Consider the following 20642-nt stretch of genomic DNA (forward strand, 5'->3'; position numbering starts at 1 on the left):
CACTACCGCACGATCGTGAACAACTCCACCGGCTCCGCAAACCCCTTCAACCCATGCGCCCCGACCGACACCACATCCCCTGCCTCCTGGCGAAACGGCGCCGACATCAGCAAGGCTTCTCCGAACTCGCTGCAGGCGGTCTGGATGCGGCTGACCAGGTTGACGTCGCGGCCGATCAGAGTGAAGTCGAGGCGGCGGCCGGAGCCGATATTGCCGTAGCTGACCTCGCCGTAATGCAGGGCAATGCCGGCCTTCACGCCGATGCCCTCATACTGGAAATGGTCGATCTCATCGAGGATGGCGCGGGCCGATGCCAGGGCCGCGCCGCAGGAATGGGCGGCATCGTAACCCGGAAAGAAGGCGAGCACGGCGTCACCCATGAATTTCAGCAGTTCGCCGCCCTCGCGGGTGATGGCCGGCACGATCCTGTCGAAATAGGCATTGAGCAGGCCGAGCACGGTGCTACCGGGCAGCCGGTTCGACAGCTCGGTAAAGCCGCGCAGATCGCAAAGCAGCAGTGCTGCCTCCATCGATTCGATCTCGTCCCGGCGGATGCGGCCGGCCAGAATGCGGCTTGCCGTCAGCGGACCGATATAGGTATCGAGCAGGCTGAGCTCGACCTGGCGAAGGATGCGCAGTTCGCTGGTGTTACGTAGCGCCGGCAGTATGCGCTCGATCACCTCACGCTCGGAGGTGGTGAAGCCGCCCGGCCGCCGTGTGCCGAAGACGGCGGCGCTGACCGGGCCGTCGACATTGCAGAGCGGCGCGATGACGAGCTGCATCAGGCCACGATCGGCAAAGACATCGATATGCTGCCAGCGGCCATGCACGCTTTCGCCGGTATCGACGACCAGCGGTTCGCGGGTTTCCATGACCTTGCGCAACGGCGTATTTGATATGGCGACCCGGGCGCCATGCTCCCGGTCGTGGATCTCGACCGGCTCGCCCGGCGCCCAGGCGATGGTGCGGCCGATGAACTCGGGATGCAGCGTCATCAGATGCAGGGTCAACCGGTCGACAGGCAGGCCGAGCGCCTGGAGCCTGCGGCCGAGGCCGGAGATGAGGCCGGCTTCGTCGAGCGCGTGGCATTCATCGCCGGAAAGCCATTCGATGATCGAGAGCAGCGCCCCGGCGCCGACCGCATGGCCGGCAGACTTTGGCTGAAACCGATCGAGATCGGGGGCTTGGATCGCGGATATCATGGCGTTGTCCTCCTTAAGGGCGCGCGGTGTTAGTGAGCGCCGCCGCCCGAGAGTTGACCGGGTTTCCTGAGCAGCAGGCTTGCAACCAGGGCGACGACGAGGGCGACGCCGAGCAGAAAGAAGGTGTCGCTGAAGGCCATGATATTGGCCTGCTTGCGTATTTTGAGCGCGATGGCGACGACGGCCTTGTGGCCGGCGAGCGCCTGGTCGCTGACGCCGTGGCTCATGAAGTAGCCGGCGAGCCGGGCGATGCGATCACGGGTGGCTTCCTCGAAGACCGAGACCGAGTTGGTCAGGATATTCGAATGGAACTGTTCGCGCTTCGACAGGAAGGTCTGCAGCGAGGCGATGCCGACGGCGCCACCGAGATTGCGCATCATGTTGAAGAGCGCCGACGCCGAACCGGCATTCTCCTGCTCGATGCCTGATGTGGCGATCGCCGAGAGCGGCGTGAACACCAGCGCCTGGCCGACGGCGCGGACGATATTCGGCCAGAACAGCTGGTCACTGGCATAATCGCCGGTCATATGCACGTTCATGAAGTTCGAGGCGGCAAAAAGGGCAAAGCCGACGACGATCAGCAGGCGGACGTCGAACCGCTTCATCAACTGCGGCACCAGCGGGATCAGCAGCAGCTGCGGGATGCCGGTCCAGGCGAGCACCATGCCGATCTGCTCGGAATTATAGCCCTGGATACGGGTCAGATAGATCGGCAGAACGAAGACCGAACCATAAAGCGCGATGCCGAGCAGGAAGTTGGCGACGATGCCGAAACCGAAGTTGCGGCGCAGCAGCAGGCGCAGGTTCAGGAGTGGGTTCGCCGTCTTCAGCTCGATGATCAGGAACAGCGCCAGCGAGACGGCTGATATAACCGACAGGCGGACGATGAAATCGGAGCCGAACCAGTCTTCCTTGTTGCCCTCTTCCAACACGGTCTGCAGGGCTGCGAGGCCGATCGCCATGGTGGCGATGCCCGGCCAGTCGCCCTTGGCAAGCAGCTTCAGGTTCATCGGCGCCCGGTCGAGCGAGGCCCACAGCATGCCGACCATCAGCGCGCCCGGCACCAGATTGACGTAGAAGATATATTCCCAGCCCCAGTTCTCGGTGAGGTAACCGCCGATCGTCGGGCCGATCGCCGGCGCGAAGGTGGCCGACAGGGCAAAGAGGGCAAGGCCGATCGGCTGCTTGGCCTTGGGCAGCAGGGTGATGATGATGGTGAAGGCCATCGGGATCAGCACGCCGCCGGAAAAACCCTGAATAGCGCGTAGGATGATCATCTGCTGCAGGTTGGCCGCAAAGGCGCAAGCGACGGAGAAGATCAGGAAGAGGATGGCGTTGACGAGCAGATAGTTGCGCAGGGAGAAGACCCGCGCCAGCCAGGCGCTCAAGGGAATGACGACAATCTCGGCGATCAGATAGGAGGTCGAGATCCAGCCGCCATCATCGCTGCCGGCGCCGATGGCGCCCTGGATATCGGCAAGCGAGGCATTGACGATCTGGATGTTGAGCACCGCCATGAAGGCGCCGAGCGTCGAGCCGACAACGGCTGCCCACATGCGCAGCGGGCTCGTGGCTGCGGGCATGGGCGCTGCAGCGGCGGCCTTGCGCGAATTGCTGTTGGCGGCGATCTGAAGAGTGGCCATGACCTATTTCCTTCCGGCTCTTGCGGAAAACTGCCTCATGACGGGGTTCGCGATCATTCGCGAATGATCAGTGATAATTCGGGAACGATCGGGGATCATTCGGGAATAAGAGAAGGATCATCTAGCGGGGCTGGATAATCCCCCTCGGCTGCCGTGGATGCCCGAGCCTCGCTCTGGGCAGCTTTGGTATCGATTTCGGGCTCGACCGACATGCCGGAGCGCAACAGGCCGATCAGCGCCTGGTCGTCGATGACGATCTTGACCGGGATGCGCTGGACGATCTTGGTGAAGTTGCCGGTGGCATTATCCGGCGGCAGCAGCGAGAATTCCAGGCCGCTTGCCGGCGAAACGCTGTCGACATGACCCTTGATCGATATATCGGGAAAGCTGTCGACCTTTATCTCGACCGACTGACCGGGACTGATATAAGTCAACTGCGTTTCCTTGAAATTGGCGACGACATAGACAGCATGGAGCGGCACGACCGCCATCAGCTGCGTGCCCGAGGTGACATACTGGCCGACACGGATCGACCGGGCGCCGACCGTGCCGTCGACGGCGGCGACGATATCAGTATAGGACAGATTGAGTTCAGCCTGCTGGGCGGCCGCTGCTGTCCGGTCGCGCTCGGCAACCGTCTGTTCGCGCTGGCTCTGGAGCACCGGCACCTTGTTCTCCGCCGCAACGAGCGCCGCCCGGTCGCGCTCGACGGCAGCAGCTGCCTGCTCGCGGGCCGACTGGGTCTGTTCGGCGCGCGACTGGGTGCCGGCGCCATTGCTGATCAGGCGGGCCGAGCGGGCGGCGTCGGAGACGGCAAAATCCAGCGAGGCCTGCGAAGCATCGATCGTCGCCCTTGCCTGCCCGATGACCGATTGCTGCAGGGCGATCTGGGCATCGATATTGCTGATGGCGGCTTCGGCCGCCTTCAGATTGGCTCTCGCCTGGGAAAGCGCAGCCTGGAAGTCGCGGTCGTCGATGCTGGCAAGAACCTGGCCTGATTTGACCGCGTCGTTGTCGTTGACCAGCACCTGCCTGATATAGCCGGCGACCTTCGGGGCGACGGTGGTGTAATCGGCCTTCACATAGGCATCGTCGGTGGATTCGATAAAGCGGCCGACCGTCCAGTAGCGGTAGCCGAAATCGCCCGCGAAAGCGACGCCGGCAAGCAGCGCGGCGGCAATGACGGCGCGCTTGAATATCCGGCGGCCGGTCTTTTGGGGAGCGGCTGCAGCCGGCGCTTCGGCGACCGGCAGGGGAGCCGCCTCGGCGGTGGGCGCTCTGGCGGCTTCCTCGGCCAAGATCAACTCGGCCTGTCCGGCACTTTCGAAAACTTGCCTATGGGATAACTCGACCATCGTCCATTTCCTTCATCTGTCGCCCCGTTTCTGCGAGGCCCTGTTCGATGCGAAGGAAAATGCACCCTGCCATTCACAATGATAATCTGCTTATATCGGGAAGGATCATCAACTCTCAGCGGATAATCCGGAGACAATATGGATCGACTGACAAGCCTCGCCGTCTTTGGCCGGGTGGTGGAATGCGGCGGGTTTTCCGCTGCCGCGCGCCGGCTCAACATGTCGGTGACCATGGTCGGCAATCACGTGCAATCGCTGGAGGAGCGGCTTGGGGTGCGCCTGCTCAACCGCACGACACGCAAGGTCAGCCTGACGGAAACCGGCAAATATTACTATGAGCGCTCGTCGCAGATCCTGGCCGAACTGGATGAGGCGGATCGGACGGCAGGGGCGCTGAACACCACGCCGCGCGGCACGCTGAAGGTCTATACCAGCAGCGCCATCGTGCGGTTCCTGCTGCCAGTCGTCAGCGAATATATGGAGCTTTACCCGTCGATCGCACTCGATTTCAGCGTCGGCGAGCGGATGGTCGACATGATCGAAGATGGCTACGACCTCGTGATGCGCACCGTACCGCCGCCGGATTCGTCGCTGGTTGCCCGCAAGCTGACGCCCTGGCGCCATATGCTGGTCTGCTCGCCGGCCTATTTCGAGAGCCACCCAATGCCGAAAAGCCCGGCCGAGGTCGCCGATCACAATTGCCTGCAATATGCCTACTACCCCTATGGCGACGAATGGCGCTTCGAGGATGGCGAGGGCAAGCAGGAGAGCGTCAAAATCGGCGGCAACGTCGTCTCCAACAGCGCCGAAATGCTGCGTTTCCTGACGCTGAATGGGCAGGGCATCTTCCTGGCGCCGAGCTTCGTGGTGTTCGACGACTTCGCCGAAGGCCGGCTGGTGAAGATCATGCCGGACTACCGGCCGGTAGAATTCAACATCAACGCCGTCTACCCCAACCGCAGCCACCTGCCGACCAAGGTAAGGCTGTTCATCGACCTCTTGGCGGAGAGATTTGCGGAGCATCGTAAGTGGATGACGTGAGGGAAGCGGCGGACCTCAGCGCGAGAGGCTGCCCCTCACCCTAGCCCTCTCCCCGCAAACGGGGCGAGGGGACGTGCCAAACGAGACGTAGCGAGGAACGGAGAGGTTGCGGCATATCCCCTTCGCCCCGCAAGCGGGGAGAAGGTGCCGGCGGCGGTTGAGGGGCGGGCCTCGCTCTGCTGGCCGAACCGCCCCGGCCCTGCGCTTGCGCTTCGGGCGTTCGTCGCTGCAATCGATTCACTGGATCGATTGCTTCGGCTACGCCGAACCGCTTCTCACTCCTCACTCTCGCTGCGACCGTGGGCCCAGTCCATGTAGAGGTCCAGCGCCTTGCGGGTGACCGGGCCTTCCTGGAAATTGCGGCTGTCGAGGCGGGTGACGCCGACGACTTTGGAGTAGTTGCCGGTGGTGAAGATTTCGTCGGCGGCGAGGAAATCCTCGACGGAGAGCGTGGCTTCGACGACGTCGAAACCGGCCTTGCGCAAGAGGTTCATGACGCGGGCGCGGGTGATGCCGGCGAGGAAGGTGCGGTTGGCGGCCGGTGTCATTACCACGCCGTCACGCACCAGGAAGACATTCGAGGAGGCGGTCTCGACGACGTTGCCGTTGAGATCGCGCACCAGCGCATTGTCGAAGCCGCGGCCGCGCGCCTCGGCGATCATCCGGCCGCTGTTCGGATAGAGCGAGCCGGTCTTCGCCTCGGTCATCGCCGTCTCAGGCGACGGGCGGCGATAGGGCGAGACGGTGAGGCTGGTGCCGCCGTGGCCGCCCATCGGCGCCTCGAACAGGCAGAGCGCGAAGCGGGTCGATTCCGCATCGACGGAGACGACACTGCCGGGCGAACCATGTTCGCCCCAATACATCGGCTTGATGTAGATTGGTGTCGCGCCCTCGAATTTGGCAACGCCTTCCCAGGCGAGTGCGGCGATTTCCTCGGCCGATTTCACCGGCTTCAGGCCCATGGCGAGCGCCGAGCGATTGATGCGCTGGCAGTGCAGGTCGAGATCGGGGGCGATACCCTCGAACCAGCGGGCGCCGTCGAAGACCGTCGAGCCCAGCCACATGGCATGCGAGGTCGGCCCGATCAGCGGCGGATTGCCGGGTAGCCATTCCCCGTCGACATGAGTCCAGGTGGTTGAACGCGGTGATGTATCGACGGCCATGCTGCCCTCCCTAAAAAGCTGGATGAGCAAAAACCTCGTCGGCAAGCCGGGTCAAGGATAAATCCAGGCCGGAAACATGGAAGCAAGAAAATGCCGGAGGATGACGCCTGGCCGCAATTTTCGTGCGCGACAACTGTGACTTGAGCGATGGGTGCATCAGCAAAAATGATGGGAATGGATGTTGGAATGGCAGGTTGGCGCATGCCATCATGGGCGCAATCCACCGAACAAGGAAGACGCCGATGAAAGCGATGTTCTACGAAGCCTTTGAACAGGCGCCCGAAATCCGCACCCTGCCCGATGCGACGCCTGCCGAGGACGGTGTCGTCATATCGGTCGGCGCCAGCGGGCTCTGCCGCAGCGACTGGCACGGCTGGATGGGACACGACGCCGATATCCGCCTGCCGCATGTGCCGGGGCACGAGCTTGCCGGAAAGATCGTTGCCACCGGCCGCGGCGTGATGCGTTTCAAGGTGGGTGACCGGGTAACCGTGCCGTTCGTTTCCGGTTGCGGCCATTGCAGCGAATGCCATTCCGGCAACCAGCAGGTCTGCCCCAACCAGTTCCAGCCGGGCTTCACCCATTGGGGGTCGTTCGCCGAGTATGTGGCGATCGATTATGCCGACACCAATCTGGTGCATCTGCCGGAGACGATCGACGATGCGACGGCGGCAAGCCTCGGCTGCCGCTTCGCCACCTCGTTTCGCGCCGTCACCGACCAAGCCCGCACCGGGCCCGGCGAATGGATCGCCGTGCATGGCTGCGGCGGCGTCGGCCTGTCGGCGATCATGATCGCCACCGCACTTGGGGCGAATGCGATCGGCGTCGACATATCCGAGGAGAAACTTGCCTTTGCCAGGGAATGCGGGGCGGTGGCGACGGTCAATGCCTCAAGCGTGGCCGACGTGGCCGAGGCGGTGCATGAGATCACCAAGGGCGGCGCGCATGTCTCGATCGACGCGCTCGGCCATCCCGCAACCTGCTTCAACTCGATCAAGAACCTTCGCCGACGTGGCCGGCATGTGCAGGTGGGGCTGATGCTCGGCGAACATGCCGCGCCGCAGATCCCGATGGCGCAGGTGATCAGCCACGAGTTGGAGATCTACGGCAGCCACGGCATGCAGGCCTGGCGCTACGACGCCATGCTGTCGATGCTCGCCGCCGGCAAGATCGCGCCGCAGAAGCTGATCGGACGGCGTATCAGCCTCACGGAAGCCGTGCCGGCGCTGATGGCGCTCGACAAGGCGGAGGCGACCGGGATCAGCGTGATCACGCGGTTTTCTTAAGAGAATTCGATCCTCCCCGAGAGCAGGCAGGCAACCGGCCCTATTCGGCCAAGCCAATCGAGGCGAGATAGGCCGCGGAAGCCGGGATCTTCGACTTGTCCTTGATCTCGATGATCAGGCGCGGATTGCTTTCGAGCTTGGCAAGCGCTGCGAAGACGGCGCGCCAGTGGATCGAGCCTTCGCCGAGACTCCAATGGCGATCGGCATAGCCGTCGGCATCCTGCAGATGAACATGCTGCAGACGGTTGCCGGCCGCCTTGACGTAATAGTCGACTGGCGGCGCGCCGGTATAACCATTGGAATAATGGGCGTGGCCGGTATCGATCGAGACGGCGACGGCGGGCGAATTGAAGCTTTCGGCCAGCGCCACGCGGATACCAGGATCCTTGTCCTCGATGTTTTCGATGACCATGGTGCAGCCGATATCCTCGGCGCGCCTGACGGCCTCGCGCAGCGTCAGATGCACGCGCTCGACCAGATCCTCTCTGGCACCGTCATTGTTGTCGAGATTGTTGTAGGACCATGAGGTGTAAGGGCTGTGGACGACCATCTGCGTCGCGCCGATGGCGGCGCAAACGTCGAGGCCCTGCAGCAGCCGCCGGGTGACGACTGCGCGGATATCCGGATCTTCCGAGGCGATGCTAAAACCCCAGAACGGGCCGTGAATGCCAAGGCGGCCGGTATGGCCGTCGAGAAGCCTGCGGGCGCGCGCAGCAAGCGGCGCCCAGTCGCCGTTCAGAACCTCGGCATCGACGAAACTCTGCAATTCGAGATCGCGGGACTTTTCGAAGAGCCAGCCCCGGTGAACCTCGAGTTCATCGAGCGTCATGGCGGCGCCAGCGACGGGAAGAGAAGACATGGATGCGCTCCATCAATGACGCCGTGACGGCGTGAAGGGACGGCCGGAACAGCCGCCGCGCTCTATGCGCCTCTTCTGTGTCGGCGGTATTACAGGCCGTCGAACTGGGGGTCGAGGCGTCAGAACAGATGCTTGTGACGCGCAAAAAGACGTGACAGCCGATCGAGTACAATGCGCACGCGCGGGATATGGGCGAGTTCGGCCGGGGCCAGCATCCAGAGCTCCCGCTCCGGCATCGGTGCTGCGAAGGCGACGGGCTCCAGACCGGAAACCGTCCCGGCAAGATAAAACGGCAGCATGGCAAGGCCGAGACCGGCGGCGGCGGCCTGCGCCTGAACCGCATTGCTGCTGGAGCGCAGGCTGATCGGGTGATCGGGAAAATTGCGGTCGAGCCAGCGCGCTTCGGCGACGCCCTCGCTATCGCTATCATAGGCGATCAGCGGCGGAGAAACGCCGTTTTCGAAGGCGGTCCGCGTTTCCTTCGAACCGAAATAACCATAGCGGATAGTGGCAACGCGCCGGCCGGAGAGCTCACTGTCGCCGGGATGGCCGAGGCGAAGGGCGATATCGGCTTCGCGCTGGGCGAGACTCAACACCTTGATATCGGTGACGATCTCCAATTCGATATGCGGCAGGCCGTCGAGAATTTCGGTGAGATTCGGCGCTAGCACAAGATCGGCAAGAGAACGGATCGTCGTCAGACGCACGCGGCCTTGCGGGCCGTCTTCGGCATTGAGCCGGTCGCGGATTGCGGTAGCCGCGGCCTCCATCGCGCCCGCCTCGCCGAGAATGGCGCTGCCTTGTCGGCTCAGCGCGTAACCGTCGGCCCGGCGCTCGAACAGGCTGACGCCGAGGCTTTGCTCCAGAGCGGCGATCCGCCGCGCCACCGTCGCGTGGTTGACCTTCAGGAAGCGGGCGGTGGCCGAGAGACTGCGATGCTTGGCCAGTGCCGCAAAAAAGCGCAGATCCTCCCAATCCAGTCCTGTGCGTTTTTGATCAGCCATTGAGAGGATATAGCGGATACTCGCTCAGACCGATAGCGGCTATCTCCTGGTGCGGAACCCGAACCTCAGGAGAAAGATATGGCTCCCCTCACTCTGCTTCAGCATGCCGGCGCAACGCCAAAGCCGGTCGACCTTGCGCAATCGGTGCTCGTCATCATCGATGCGCAGAACGAATACCTCGACGGCACGCTGCCGCTTTCCGGCATTGCGGAGGCGGTCGGCGAAATCGGCCGGCTGCTCGATACAGCACGCCAAAGCGGCATGCCGGTCTTTCACATCGTGCATCGTTCGGCGGCCGGAGCCGGACTTTTTGCGGCCGGCTCGCACGCAGCCGAAATCATTCCGGCACTGACCCCGGTCGAAGGCGAAATGGTGATCGCAAAGACGCTTCCCAATGCCTTTGCCGGCACGACCCTTGGCGCAGCGCTGACCGATCTTGCACAAGCAACCGGTCGTACCGATATTATCCTCGCCGGCTTCATGACGCATCTGTGTGTCAGCGCCACGGCGCGGGCAGCCCTCGACCTCGGCATCCGGGCGATCGTCGTCGCATCGGCCGCAGCGACGCGCGACCTGCCCGATCCGCTCGGCGGCGTCATCGACGCCGATGTCGTGCATCGCACTGCGCTCGCCGAACTCGCCGACCGCTTCGCGACGGTCGTTCCGAATGCAGGGTCTGTTGTCAAAGACGGCGCAAGGGTCTAACGGCTGCACCCGCAAGAAAAGGCCGGCAAGAAAAGCCGGTCAGAAGAAGAAAGAGACATGATGTCCAACTCATTTGTGAACGTGCATGCCAGTCAAGAGAGCAGTGAAGGGGCGAAGCGCTTTTTTGTCCTCGGCGACCGGATCGAGCGACAGGTCCGTATCCGCGGAACCTGGCTCAACATCTTCGACGTCACCGTGCCGTCCGGCAGCCGCACCCCGAAACATGCGCATGCAAGCCCGGAAGTGTTTCGCATCCTCGAGGGACGTTTGACGATCTGGCGGCTCACCGACAACGGCCCTGAGGAGATCGAGGCCGGCGCAGGCGACATCGTCGCCATCCCGCCCTTCATGGTGCACGGCTATGCCAACCGCGGGACGGCCCCGGCCGTCTTTTCCGCGATCGTCGATCGCGACATGGCCGAATTCATAGAAGCGGAAGGCACGACCGAGCCGCTGAAAGCCCCCTCGCCTGAGACCATCGCCCGCATGACGGCGGCGGCCAATGCTTACGGGATCACCATTCTCGCGGCTTGATGGTGTGAACGCATGATGCCGGGCCGCTTCGAGCGGCTTTCGGCATCATGCGGAAACACGAACAATGCTGTTAAAATCGTCAATCAGAACGCGGTACGGCCTTCCTTTTCAAAACTGTCACATCAGTACGCTATAAGGATTTTCATCCCGCGCCTCTTGCGCCGGGACCGTTTCACCGCCAAAATTGCGACATGCCTGATAGCGACCCATCCAGTACAAGCTCTGCCCGTTCCAGCCGGGATCTTCCGGCCGAGGAAGCTGGCGGCCACTGTAGACGGCGCGATGACCTCCGCCTCGCCTCGGGTAGATCCCGCAGAGAGCGGCCTTCTTCCAGATCATTGCCAATGACGCGCCGCCGCATGGCAGGCTCTTGCCGAATCACTGATGTTTTTCGACCGCATTTCCGACCCTTCCGCCGGGGTCGGGCTTGCCGCCTCACGGAATTCTGAAGACTGATGGAAGCGACGCTGATGTAATACGATGATGGAAAGACGATGGGCGACGCGTATATAACGCCTCGTCGAACGCCTCGCCGCGTCGCTTGATCAACGTGGCATTGAAACCTCAACGAATAGGGTCCCTGTGTTTCTGGAAATTGGAATTGTGGTGCTTCTCACCATCCTCAATGGTGTGCTCGCCATGTCGGAGCTGGCCGTTGTGTCTTCTCGAACGGCCCGCCTAAAGGTTCTCTCCGACAATGGAAGCAAGGGTGCCGCTCAAGCAATCAAACTTGCCGAAAACCCCGGTCGTTTTCTCTCTACGGTTCAGATCGGCATCACGCTGGTCGGTGTTCTCTCGGGCGCTTTCTCAGGGGCCACGCTCGGCAGCCGCTTGACCGGATGGCTGGAGACACAAGGGCTGTCATCGACGGCCGCCGATGCGATCGGCGTCGGTTCCGTCGTCGTGGCGATCACCTATCTTTCTTTGATTGTCGGCGAACTTGTTCCAAAGCAAATCGCACTGCGAGAACCCGAAGCGGTTGCGGCGAAGGTCGCACCGGCCATGGCGGTGCTTTCAAAAATCGCGCTGCCGCTCGTGTGGCTTCTGAACGCCTCCGGAAATCTTGTGCTGAAGCTCTTGGGCCAAGCCGGAAAAGGTGGCGACAACGTCTCTGACGCAGAAATCAAAACCGTTCTGGCCGAGGCGCAGTCGGCCGGCGTTATCGAAAGCGAAGAGTCCGCGATGATATCAGGCGTCATGCGACTGGCGGACCGCACCGCCCGAGCGCTTATGACGCCCCGACGAGATGTCGAAATTATCGATATCGACGACAGCCTTGATGAAATTCGAACTCAGTTGCACCGGACGAAACGGTCTCGGTTGCCCGTTCGCAAAGGCAGTTCGGACGAGGTGATCGGCATCCTTCCGGTCAAGGACTTTTACGACTCGATGTCGGAACACGGCAGTGCCGATATCAAGGCTCTGACGCAGGACGTCCCGGTCGTTTCAGACCTCTCGACCGCGATTAATGTGATCGAAGCCATCAGGAAATCGCCAGTCCACATGGTGCTGGTTTTTGACGAGTACGGCCATTTCGAAGGGATTGTTTCGTCAGGCGACATTCTGGAAGCGATCATGGGGGCGCTCCAGGAGGGACCGATCGATGAGCAGGCCATCGCTCGCCGCGACGATGGTTCTTACCTGGTGTCCGGCTGGACACCGATCGATGAATTCGCCGAGTTCTTGAATCTAAAGCTCGATGACGATCTCGAATATCAGACCGTGGCCGGCCTGGTGTTGGAAGAGTTGAAACATCTGCCGGAGTTGGGTGAGAGCTTCACGAGAGGTGGATGGCGCTTCGAAGTCGTCGATCTCGACGGCCGGCGCGTCGACAAAATACTGGTGTCTGCGGAGTAAAGCTCGGTAGGCGCCTCGAAGCTGCTCGACGGCCACAACATAAGGAGGTACCGCCCATGGCATGGTCCGCCAATCAATATGTCAAATTCGAGGATGAGCGCACACGACCGGCACGCGATCTGCTGGCGCAGGTGCCGCTGCAAAGCCTTCGTCGCGCCGTCGACCTCGGCTGCGGGCCGGGCAATTCGACCGAACTGATCATCGAGCGCTATGGGGCCGACGGCGTCTCCGGTCTCGACAGCGACATGAACATGCTGGAGGCGGCCCGCAAGCGGCTTCCAGGCACGGCCTTCGTCGAAGCCGATCTCGGCAGTTGGCAGCCGACAGAGCCGGCCGACCTGCTGTTTGCCAATGCCGTCTTCCAATGGCTGCCCGATCATCTCGATATTTTCGACCGGCTGATGGATGGGCTTTCCCCAGGCGGGGCGCTGGCGGTCCAGATGCCCGACAATCTCGGCGAACCCACGCATCTGATGATGGAGGAGACGGCGCATGCAGGCCCGTGGAAAGCCGCTTTCGAAAAAAAGGGCGTGCGCCGCCAGGCCTTGGCCCCGCCTTCGGCCTATTATTCCAGGCTGATCGCCAAGGCCGCGCGCGTCGATATCTGGCACACCATCTACAATCACCCGATGGCGGATGCCGCGGCGATCGTCGAATGGGTGAAGGGCACCGGGCTGATGCCCTATCTCGCTCATGCCGGCGAAAAACATCGCGAGGCGTTTCTGGCGGATTACCTTGCGCGGGTGGAAAAGGCCTATCCGAAGATGTCGGACGGGCGGGTACTGCTGCGGTTTCCGCGGATTTTCATGGTGGCGGTGAAGGGGTAAGCGGCTGCTGTCGGCAGGTTGGGTCTACGCCAGCAAGATGCCCCTCACCCTAACCCTCTCCCCGTAAAAACGGGGAGAGGGGACGTGCAAAACGCAGCGCCGAGATTTAGGCGAGCGGGTGCGACATGCCTCCTTCGCCCCGCAAGCGGGGAGAAGGTGCCGGCGGCGGATGAGGGGCAGGCCCCAGATGCTGTCAAATGCCTGTTACCCTCCCCCTCATAGGTTGCGGCGAAACCGATGGGCATTATAGTCGGCCGGAAAATCTCAGGAGATGACATACATGGACGCTGCCCCTACCCCGCCGGTTACCCTCGTCATCTTCGGCGCTACGGGAGACCTGACGCGCCGCCTCCTGGTGCCGGCCATCATCAACCTGACGCGCGGCCGCCTCGTTGGCAATGATCTCCACATTCTCGGCATCGGCATCGAACCGGGCGACGACGAGTTCCTGCGCGGGCGGCTCGACGAATTTCTCAATCATCTGAGCGGCGAAGAGCCGACAGTGAAGGACGAGGCCTGGGGAAGCCTGCGCCAGCGCATTTCCTATATGGCGGGCGATTTCACCAAGGACGATATTTTCCTCGAGATCGGCAAGCGGCTGGGGCCTGATGCCAACGCCGCCTTCTATCTGGCGGTGCCGCCATCCTTCTTCGGATCGATCGTCGAAAAGCTCGCCGCCCATGGCCTGACCGATGAAAAGGACGGCACCTTCCGCCGCGTCGCTATCGAGAAGCCGTTCGGCACCGATCTAGCCTCGGCGAAGGCACTCAATGCGCAAATCCTCGCCCAGATCGCCGAAAGCCAAGTCTACCGGCTCGACCATTTCCTCGGCAAGGAGACGGTGCAGAACCTGATGACGGCGCGTTTTGCCAATATGATCATCGAGTCGCTGTGGAACAGCCGCTACATCGACCATGTGCAGATCACTGCCGCCGAGATCGTCGATATCGGCAGCCGCGGCAAATTCTACGATGCGACCGGCGCGCTGCGCGACATGGTGCCGAACCATCTCTTCCAGCTGCTGGCGATGATCGCCATGGAGCCGCCGAACAGCTTCGATGCCGAAGCGATCCGCAACGAGAAGAGCAAGGTGCTGAAGGCGCTGCGGATCTATACGCCCGAGGAGGCGAAGACGCATGGCGTGCGCGGCGCCTATGGCGCAGGCCCGCTCAACGGCACCGATCTTCCAGCCTATCGCGATACCAAGGACGTCTCGCCCGACAGCCGCACCGAGACCTACGTGGCATTGAAGCTTTATGCCGATACCTGGCGCTGGGCGGGCGTGCCCTTCTACCTCAGAACCGGCAAGGCGCTGACGGCGCGCGACACCGAAATCGTCATCACCTTCCAGCCGGTGCCCTTCGCGCAGTTTCGCGAGACCGAGGTCAATCGCCGCCTGCCGCCGAACCGGCTGGTGATCCAGGTGCAGCCGGACGAAGGCATGAGCATGGAAATCTCGATCAAGTCGCCGGGGCTTTCGGTCGACACCACGCCGGTTTCACTCGACTTCCGCTATGCCGACAAGTTCGATATCGGCAAGACCACCGGCTATGAATCGCTGCTCTACGATCTCTTCATTGGTGACCAGACGCTGTTTCAGCGCGCCGACGGCATCGAGGCCGGCTGGGCGGCGGTGCAGCCTTTCCTCGATATCTGGGCTGGGGATGACAGCGTGCCCGACGCCTACGCGCCGGGCAGCATGGGACCAGCCTCAGCCGACCAGCTCATCCAGCGTGACGGCCGGCGGTGGCATGAACTCGGTGTGATCCTGCAGCAGGACAAGAAAGAGGGCAAATAGCGCCCTTCCCTGATCCTGTCAGTTTCCGCGATCACGGCATGCCGAGCTGACGGAAGCGCCGCTGTTGCCGCCTTCGGTGGCAAGGGCGCCGCGGGCCTTGCGCGGCGGGCAGCGCGCCCAATCGACGCGACCGCTCGACGTTCCATTGTCGTTGATGCTGCCGGTTTCCATAGAATCGAGCGGGATGACCAGCCCACTTTCCGGCTCGTTGCCCGGCGAGGTGCCGAGCGGCGGCGTGCCGTCGAACCGGCCGCTGGCATCCATGCCCATATTCGACTGGGCAAGGGCCGGAGTAGAGAGGCTGAGGAGAGCGATCGAGGCTGCTGCAATAAACCTGCGCATGATGCTATTCCTTCTGGTTTTAGCGATGCTGATAGAACAGCGAATCCGACCTCGTTGTTCCTTCGTTACCGTCACTGACGATCAAAGTTTGGCGAGCTGTATAGGAGCCTTGCACCGGCGGTGTTTCCAGCTCAATCGCGCCAGCGTGACAGCAACTTGTCGAGGCCTGTCGGATAGAGATCGATGCCGGCGTCACGCAGCATATCACGGCCGAACCAACGTGCGGTCGCGGTCGTCTCGTCGAGTTCGGAATAGCGGATTTCGTCGCGCTCATAAGGCGATGCATCCGCCAGTTCGATATCGGCGGCGAAGATGAATTCGTGACCGGTCTCGCCATGATGCTCGTAGATGTTTTCAAGGAGATGCCAGGGGCCGACGATGCGGATCGCCGTCTCGAGTTCCTCCCCGAATTCGCGGTGCAGCGCTTCTTCACGGCTCTCGCCGAACTCGATCGCGCCGCCGAGCGGGCGGACACCCTTGATGCGGCCGCTATCTTCCTCCACTTCCGCGGCGAGCAGCCGGTCTTCCCGCCAGGCGAGGCCGATCACCTTCACCCTGATCTGCTGCGACGGGCGCCAGACAGTCATGCGGCTCTCCTTCCATTCGAGAGGCAACGCTGCTGTTCCCCCCGTCTTTTCCAGCACGAGAACAATGAGCCCCGCAACAAAGCGAGGCTCCAGTCGATCTCTCGTCTCAGACGAACTGGCTGAGGCCCGGGACGGAGGCGACGACCTCGTCAACAACCTCTTCGCCGGCATATTGCTTGGCGATGGCGATGGTTTCCTTGGCGAGAGAGGTGATCTCGCCCATGCCGAGGCCTTCGCCCATCAGTTGCTGGCCGAGGCCCATGATGCCGCCGCCGCCGAGCGAACTCATCAGCCCGCCGAGCAGACCGCCGCCGCCGCCGGCACTTGCGCCATTGTACTGGGCGACGAGATCGGCGCCGCCGGGGATCGCTTCGATCATCCGGGCGACAGGACCGTCAGCCGCCTCGCGTTGGAGGAAGCCGAGCATCATGCCGAGCGCCTTTTCGGCCAAATCAGGCGCAATGCCCACACGATCGGCGATCTGGGTCACAATTTCATTCATCGTCAGCCTCCTGCTATTTTGACGTTAACGTGAACGTTATTCGAGATTCGAGCGCAACTCAAGCCGGGCGCGCACGGCGGCACATTGTCCAGTTTTGCTTTCGATGCAAACAGTTGTCCGCATCCGCCTGCCTGCTTATAACAGGGAAACGATGGTTCGATGAAGGCGGCGGGAACCAAGCCTTCTCAACAGAAAACGGCAGAGCCGAAGGGAGCATTTGCGGATGATCGAGGATGGCAAGATTTTCATCGGCGCGAGCCGCAATCCCGACGACAGCATCAACAAGCCGGAATATCTCGACCTGAAGTTCGGCAACCGCCACGGCCTCGTCACTGGCGCCACCGGCACCGGCAAGACGGTGACGCTGCAGGTGCTGGCCGAGGGCTTCTCGCGGGCCGGCGTGCCGGTCTTCGCCGCCGATATCAAGGGCGACCTTTCCGGCATCGCGGCGAAGGGCGAGCCCAAGGATTTCCTCACCAAGCGGGCCGAGCAGATCGGCTTCACCGACTATGAATTCGATCAGTTTCCGGTGATTTTCTGGGATCTATTCGGTGAGAAGGGCCATCGGGTGCGCACCACGATCGCCGAGATGGGGCCGCTGCTACTCGCCCGGCTGATGGATGCCTCCGAACCGCAGGAGGGCGTCATCAACATCGCCTTCAAGATCGCCGACCAGGGAGGGCTGCCGCTGCTCGACCTCAAGGATTTCACCTCGCTGCTGAATTATATGGGCGAGAATGCCACCGAGCTTTCCAATCAGTACGGGCTGATCTCCAAGGCCTCGGTCGGCTCGATCCAGCGGGCGCTGCTCGTTCTCGAACAGCAGGGCGCCGAGCACTTCTTCGGCGAACCGGCGCTGAAGATTTCCGACATCATGCGCACCAGCAATAACGGCTACGGCCAGATCTCGGTGCTGGCCGCCGACAAGCTGATGATGAACCCGCGCCTTTATGCCACCTTCCTGCTGTGGTTGCTGTCGGAACTGTTCGAGGAACTGCCGGAGGTCGGCGACCCGGACAAGCCGAAGCTGGTCTTCTTTTTCGACGAGGCGCATCTGCTCTTCAACGACGCGCCGAAGGTGCTGACCGAACGGGTCGAGCAGGTGGTGCGGCTGATCCGCTCCAAGGGCGTCGGCGTTTATTTCGTGACGCAGAACCCGCTCGACGTGCCGGAAACGGTGCTCGCCCAGCTCGGCAACCGCGCCCAGCATGCGTTGCGCGCCTATTCGCCGCGCGAGCAGAAGGCGGTGAGGACGGCGGCCGATACCTTCCGCCCCAACCCGGCCTTCGATTGCGCCACCGTCATCACCAATCTCGGCACCGGCGAGGCGCTGGTCTCGACGCTGGAGGCCAAGGGGGCGCCGTCGATCGTCGAGCGCACGCTGATCCGCCCGCCATCCGGCCGCGTCGGCCCGCTGACCGATGCCGAGCGCCGGCAGATCATGGACCGAAGCCCGGTTCTCGGTGTCTATGACGAGGACATCGATCGCGAATCCGCCTTTGAGCTGCTGGCTGCGCGGGCCAAGAAAGCAGCCGATGCCGATGCCGCCAAGCGGGCGCAGGAAGAGGCGCCTCAGCAGGGCAGCACGACCTCTGGCTGGAGCCTGCCGGGCTTCGGCGGCAGCAATGACGACGACAAGGGCCGCGGCCAATCGCGCGGCAAAGCCTCCGGCTACCAACGCGAAACGGTGGTGGAAGCGGCCATGAAGAGCGTGGCCCGCACAGTGGCGACACAGGTCGGCCGGGCGCTGGTGCGCGGGATATTGGGGAGCTTGAAGCGGTAGGTCTGGGTCCCTTCTCCCCAGCGGGGGTCCGAAGGACGGGCGAGACCCGTGGCTCGCCCCCGGTCGATGCCGGCAGGCAGATGAGGGGGTGTGAGAAGCGTCAGCGACGAACGCCTTGAGCCGCCAGCGAAAGGCAGCAACGGGTACCGTGTGGCCCCCTCATCCGACCCTTCGGGCCACCACCCGGGATTGAGCCACAGGTCTCAACCCGTCCTTCGGACCCCGCCGGGGAGAAGAGGGAGGAAGATCGCTGCCTGCTGCCCAATTGGCTGCGTCGCCTTGAATCACCAGCCTTCCTCCCCTAAATTATCTGCCATCGACCATTTCAACAGGATGTGTGCCGCAATGGATTTCAACCCGATCGCAACGCCAGTTCGCCTTGCCAACCGGGAAATCCATATCCATGCCTGCATCCATCACCCTCTCCCACGTTTCATGGTCCGCGCCTGACGGGCGGTCGCTTTTTTCCAGTTTCGACCTGAGCTTCGGGCCTGAGCGTGTCGGTCTCGTCGGGCGCAACGGCGTCGGCAAGACGACGTTGCTGAAGCTCGTCTCCGGGGATATCAAGCCGCATTCGGGGACGATATCCGTCGGCGGCAGCCTCGGCGTGTTGCGGCAGAGCGTTCAGGTGGCGCCCGACGAAACGGTCGCCGATCTGTTCGGCGTCACCGATGCGCTCGCCGTTCTCCTTCGTGCTGAAGCCGGCGAGGCAACGGCCGACGAGCTTGCATCGGCAGACTGGATGCTCCCGGCGCGCGTCGCCGCAGCGCTCAATCGCACTGGCCTCGATGTGCCTCCGGATACGCCGCTTGCGGCACTCTCCGGCGGTCAGCGCACGCGTGCCGGGCTGGCGGCGCTCGTTTTCACCGAACCGGATGTCCTGCTGCTCGACGAACCCACAAACAATCTCGACCGTGAAGGCCGCGAGGCGGTGATCGCGCTGATTTCAAGTTGGCGGGCCGGTGCCATCATCGTCAGCCATGACCGGGAACTGCTCGAGAGCGTCGATGCGATCTTCGAACTGACCTCGCTCGGGGTCACCCGTTACGGCGGCAATTGGAGCCATTATCGCGAGCGCAAGGCACTCGAGCTTGCAGCAGCCCGGCATGATCTCGACGATGCCGAAAAACGCATGGCCGAGGTTGCGAGAAAGGCGCAGGCGACGGTGGAGCGTCAGGCGCATCGAGACAGCACCGGGCGGAAGATGGCCGCCAAAGGCGGGATCCCGCGCATCATGCTCGGCGGCATGAAGGAGCGGAGCGAAACCACCGGCGGCGACAATGCCCGCCTCGCCGACCGCCGTCGCGCCCAGGCCCAGGACGAGGCAACCACCGCGCGCGAAAAGATCGAGATCCTGCAGCCCTTGTCGGTGAGCCTGCCGCCGACCGGACTGCCTGGCAGCAAGACCGTACTGAAGATGGACAGCGTGACCTCGGGCTATCAGCCGGGCGATCCCGTCATCCGCGATCTCTCCTTTGACGTCACCGGGCCTGAACGGATCGCCGTCACCGGCCGCAACGGCTCGGGCAAGACGACCCTGCTGGCGCTAATTACCGGCGATCTCAAACCCTGGGCCGGGACGGTCGGCGTCATGACCGCTTTTGCGATGCTCGATCAGACGGTCAGTCTTCTCGATCCGTCGGCTTCGATCCGCGACAATTTCCGCCGGATCAACCCGCTTGCCGATGAAAATACCTGCCGGGCCGCTCTTGCCCGCTTCATGTTCAGGGCGGATGCAGCGTTGCAGACCGTATCGACGCTGAGCGGCGGACAATTGCTGCGCGCCGGCCTTGCCTGCGTTCTCGGCGCCGCACCGCCGCCGCTGCTGATCCTCGACGAGCCGACCAACCATCTCGACATCGATTCGATTGCTGCAGTCGAGGCCGGGCTGCGCGCTTATGATGGCGCACTGCTCGTCGTCAGCCACGACGAGACGTTTCTGGAAAGCATTGGGATCACGCGGCGGTTGAAGTTGGCTGGCGGTGATCCGGCGGTTTAGGCGGCACCCTCCAACCGCCCTCATTCTGAGGACCTGGCAGCCCATAGGGCGGAGCCTCCAAGGACGCGTCCGACGCCGCGTCTTGCGCCCATCAACGCCGGTGGCCGGCCTCGTCCTTCGAGGCCCCAGCGGGGCACCTCAGCAACCGTGTTGTT

Annotated in this window: 18 protein-coding genes; 9 read left to right on the top strand and 9 right to left on the bottom strand. The window is 62.9% G+C overall.

Going from position 1 to position 20642, the window contains the following annotated elements:
- Positions 1-2 precede the first annotated feature (2 nt).
- From RCCGE510_RS02565 to RCCGE510_RS02575, 3 genes are all read right to left on the bottom strand, one after another.
- Entirely contained in the window at positions 3-1202 is a 1200-nt protein-coding gene (locus RCCGE510_RS02565) for an adenylate/guanylate cyclase domain-containing protein (RefSeq protein WP_007626869.1), read from the bottom strand.
- A 29-nt stretch (positions 1203-1231) separates the two neighbouring features.
- The gene (locus tag RCCGE510_RS02570; RefSeq protein ID WP_007626871.1) at positions 1232-2845 is read right to left on the bottom strand and encodes an MDR family MFS transporter; all 1614 of its coding nucleotides are present in this window, start codon (positions 2843-2845) and stop codon (positions 1232-1234) included.
- Positions 2846-2940: 95 nt separating this feature from the next.
- Positions 2941-4200 (bottom strand): HlyD family secretion protein, encoded by a 1260-nt coding sequence (locus RCCGE510_RS02575; protein ID WP_007626872.1) that lies wholly within the window; start codon positions 4198-4200, stop codon positions 2941-2943.
- A gap of 138 nt (positions 4201-4338) precedes the next feature.
- Here RCCGE510_RS02575 and RCCGE510_RS02580 point away from each other — a divergent pair, with 138 nt between their 5' ends.
- A complete protein-coding gene (locus RCCGE510_RS02580) occupies positions 4339-5241 on the top strand; it encodes a LysR family transcriptional regulator (RefSeq protein ID WP_007626873.1) in 903 nt (300 codons plus the stop codon).
- A gap of 275 nt (positions 5242-5516) precedes the next feature.
- Here RCCGE510_RS02580 and RCCGE510_RS02585 read toward each other — a convergent pair whose 3' ends face one another.
- Positions 5517-6404: a branched-chain amino acid aminotransferase gene (locus tag RCCGE510_RS02585; protein ID WP_007626874.1), complete on the bottom strand. Its 888-nt coding sequence runs from the start codon at positions 6402-6404 to the stop codon at positions 5517-5519.
- A 242-nt stretch (positions 6405-6646) separates the two neighbouring features.
- On the opposite strand from RCCGE510_RS02585, the gene RCCGE510_RS02590 reads away from it, so the two are divergent.
- Entirely contained in the window at positions 6647-7690 is a 1044-nt protein-coding gene (locus RCCGE510_RS02590; protein ID WP_007626875.1) for a zinc-dependent alcohol dehydrogenase family protein, read from the top strand.
- 40 nt (positions 7691-7730) lie between these two features.
- Here the strand turns inward: RCCGE510_RS02590 and RCCGE510_RS02595 are convergent, their stop codons facing one another.
- Both RCCGE510_RS02595 and RCCGE510_RS02600 read right to left on the bottom strand, forming a co-directional pair.
- Positions 7731-8549 carry a TIM barrel protein gene (locus RCCGE510_RS02595; RefSeq protein WP_007626876.1) on the bottom strand — a complete coding sequence of 273 codons (819 nt, stop codon included), beginning with the start codon at positions 8547-8549 and terminating at the stop codon, positions 7731-7733.
- 119 nt (positions 8550-8668) lie between these two features.
- On the bottom strand, positions 8669-9553 hold the full coding sequence (locus tag RCCGE510_RS02600) for a LysR family transcriptional regulator (protein ID WP_007626877.1): 885 nt from the start codon (positions 9551-9553) through the stop codon (positions 8669-8671).
- A 78-nt stretch (positions 9554-9631) separates the two neighbouring features.
- Between RCCGE510_RS02600 and RCCGE510_RS02605 the strand changes: the two genes are divergently transcribed.
- From RCCGE510_RS02605 to zwf, 5 genes are all read left to right on the top strand, one after another.
- Entirely contained in the window at positions 9632-10258 is a 627-nt protein-coding gene (locus RCCGE510_RS02605; protein WP_007626878.1) for a cysteine hydrolase family protein, read from the top strand.
- 57 nt (positions 10259-10315) lie between these two features.
- Entirely contained in the window at positions 10316-10792 is a 477-nt protein-coding gene (locus RCCGE510_RS02610; protein ID WP_007626879.1) for a cupin domain-containing protein, read from the top strand.
- 582 nt (positions 10793-11374) lie between these two features.
- Complete coding sequence (locus RCCGE510_RS02615; RefSeq protein ID WP_007626880.1) at positions 11375-12649, top strand: hemolysin family protein; 1275 nt, start codon at positions 11375-11377, stop codon at positions 12647-12649.
- A gap of 56 nt (positions 12650-12705) precedes the next feature.
- Positions 12706-13476 carry a trans-aconitate 2-methyltransferase gene (tam, locus tag RCCGE510_RS02620; RefSeq protein ID WP_007626881.1) on the top strand — a complete coding sequence of 257 codons (771 nt, stop codon included), beginning with the start codon at positions 12706-12708 and terminating at the stop codon, positions 13474-13476.
- 280 nt (positions 13477-13756) lie between these two features.
- Complete coding sequence (gene zwf, locus RCCGE510_RS02625) at positions 13757-15274, top strand: glucose-6-phosphate dehydrogenase (protein WP_007626882.1); 1518 nt, start codon at positions 13757-13759, stop codon at positions 15272-15274.
- Between the two features lie 18 nt (positions 15275-15292).
- Here the strand turns inward: zwf and RCCGE510_RS02630 are convergent, their stop codons facing one another.
- The 3 genes from RCCGE510_RS02630 to RCCGE510_RS02640 all read right to left on the bottom strand — a co-directional run bounded on the left by RCCGE510_RS02630 (position 15293) and on the right by RCCGE510_RS02640 (position 16705).
- Positions 15293-15616 carry a hypothetical protein gene (locus RCCGE510_RS02630; protein WP_007626883.1) on the bottom strand — a complete coding sequence of 108 codons (324 nt, stop codon included), beginning with the start codon at positions 15614-15616 and terminating at the stop codon, positions 15293-15295.
- 131 nt (positions 15617-15747) lie between these two features.
- A complete protein-coding gene (locus RCCGE510_RS02635) occupies positions 15748-16203 on the bottom strand; it encodes an NUDIX domain-containing protein (protein WP_007626884.1) in 456 nt (151 codons plus the stop codon).
- Between the two features lie 106 nt (positions 16204-16309).
- Positions 16310-16705: a hypothetical protein gene (locus RCCGE510_RS02640; RefSeq protein ID WP_007626885.1), complete on the bottom strand. Its 396-nt coding sequence runs from the start codon at positions 16703-16705 to the stop codon at positions 16310-16312.
- Positions 16706-16928: 223 nt separating this feature from the next.
- On the opposite strand from RCCGE510_RS02640, the gene RCCGE510_RS02645 reads away from it, so the two are divergent.
- Together RCCGE510_RS02645 and RCCGE510_RS02650 are read left to right on the top strand one after the other, a co-directional pair.
- Positions 16929-18488: a helicase HerA-like C-terminal domain-containing protein gene (locus RCCGE510_RS02645; RefSeq protein WP_007626886.1), complete on the top strand. Its 1560-nt coding sequence runs from the start codon at positions 16929-16931 to the stop codon at positions 18486-18488.
- Positions 18489-18891: 403 nt separating this feature from the next.
- A complete protein-coding gene (locus tag RCCGE510_RS02650) occupies positions 18892-20487 on the top strand; it encodes an ABC-F family ATP-binding cassette domain-containing protein (RefSeq protein ID WP_007626887.1) in 1596 nt (531 codons plus the stop codon).
- Positions 20488-20642: the final 155 nt, after the last annotated feature.

Origin of the sequence: Rhizobium sp. CCGE 510 (genome assembly GCF_000292525.1) — a bacterium.
Lineage (GTDB): Bacteria > Pseudomonadota > Alphaproteobacteria > Rhizobiales > Rhizobiaceae > Rhizobium.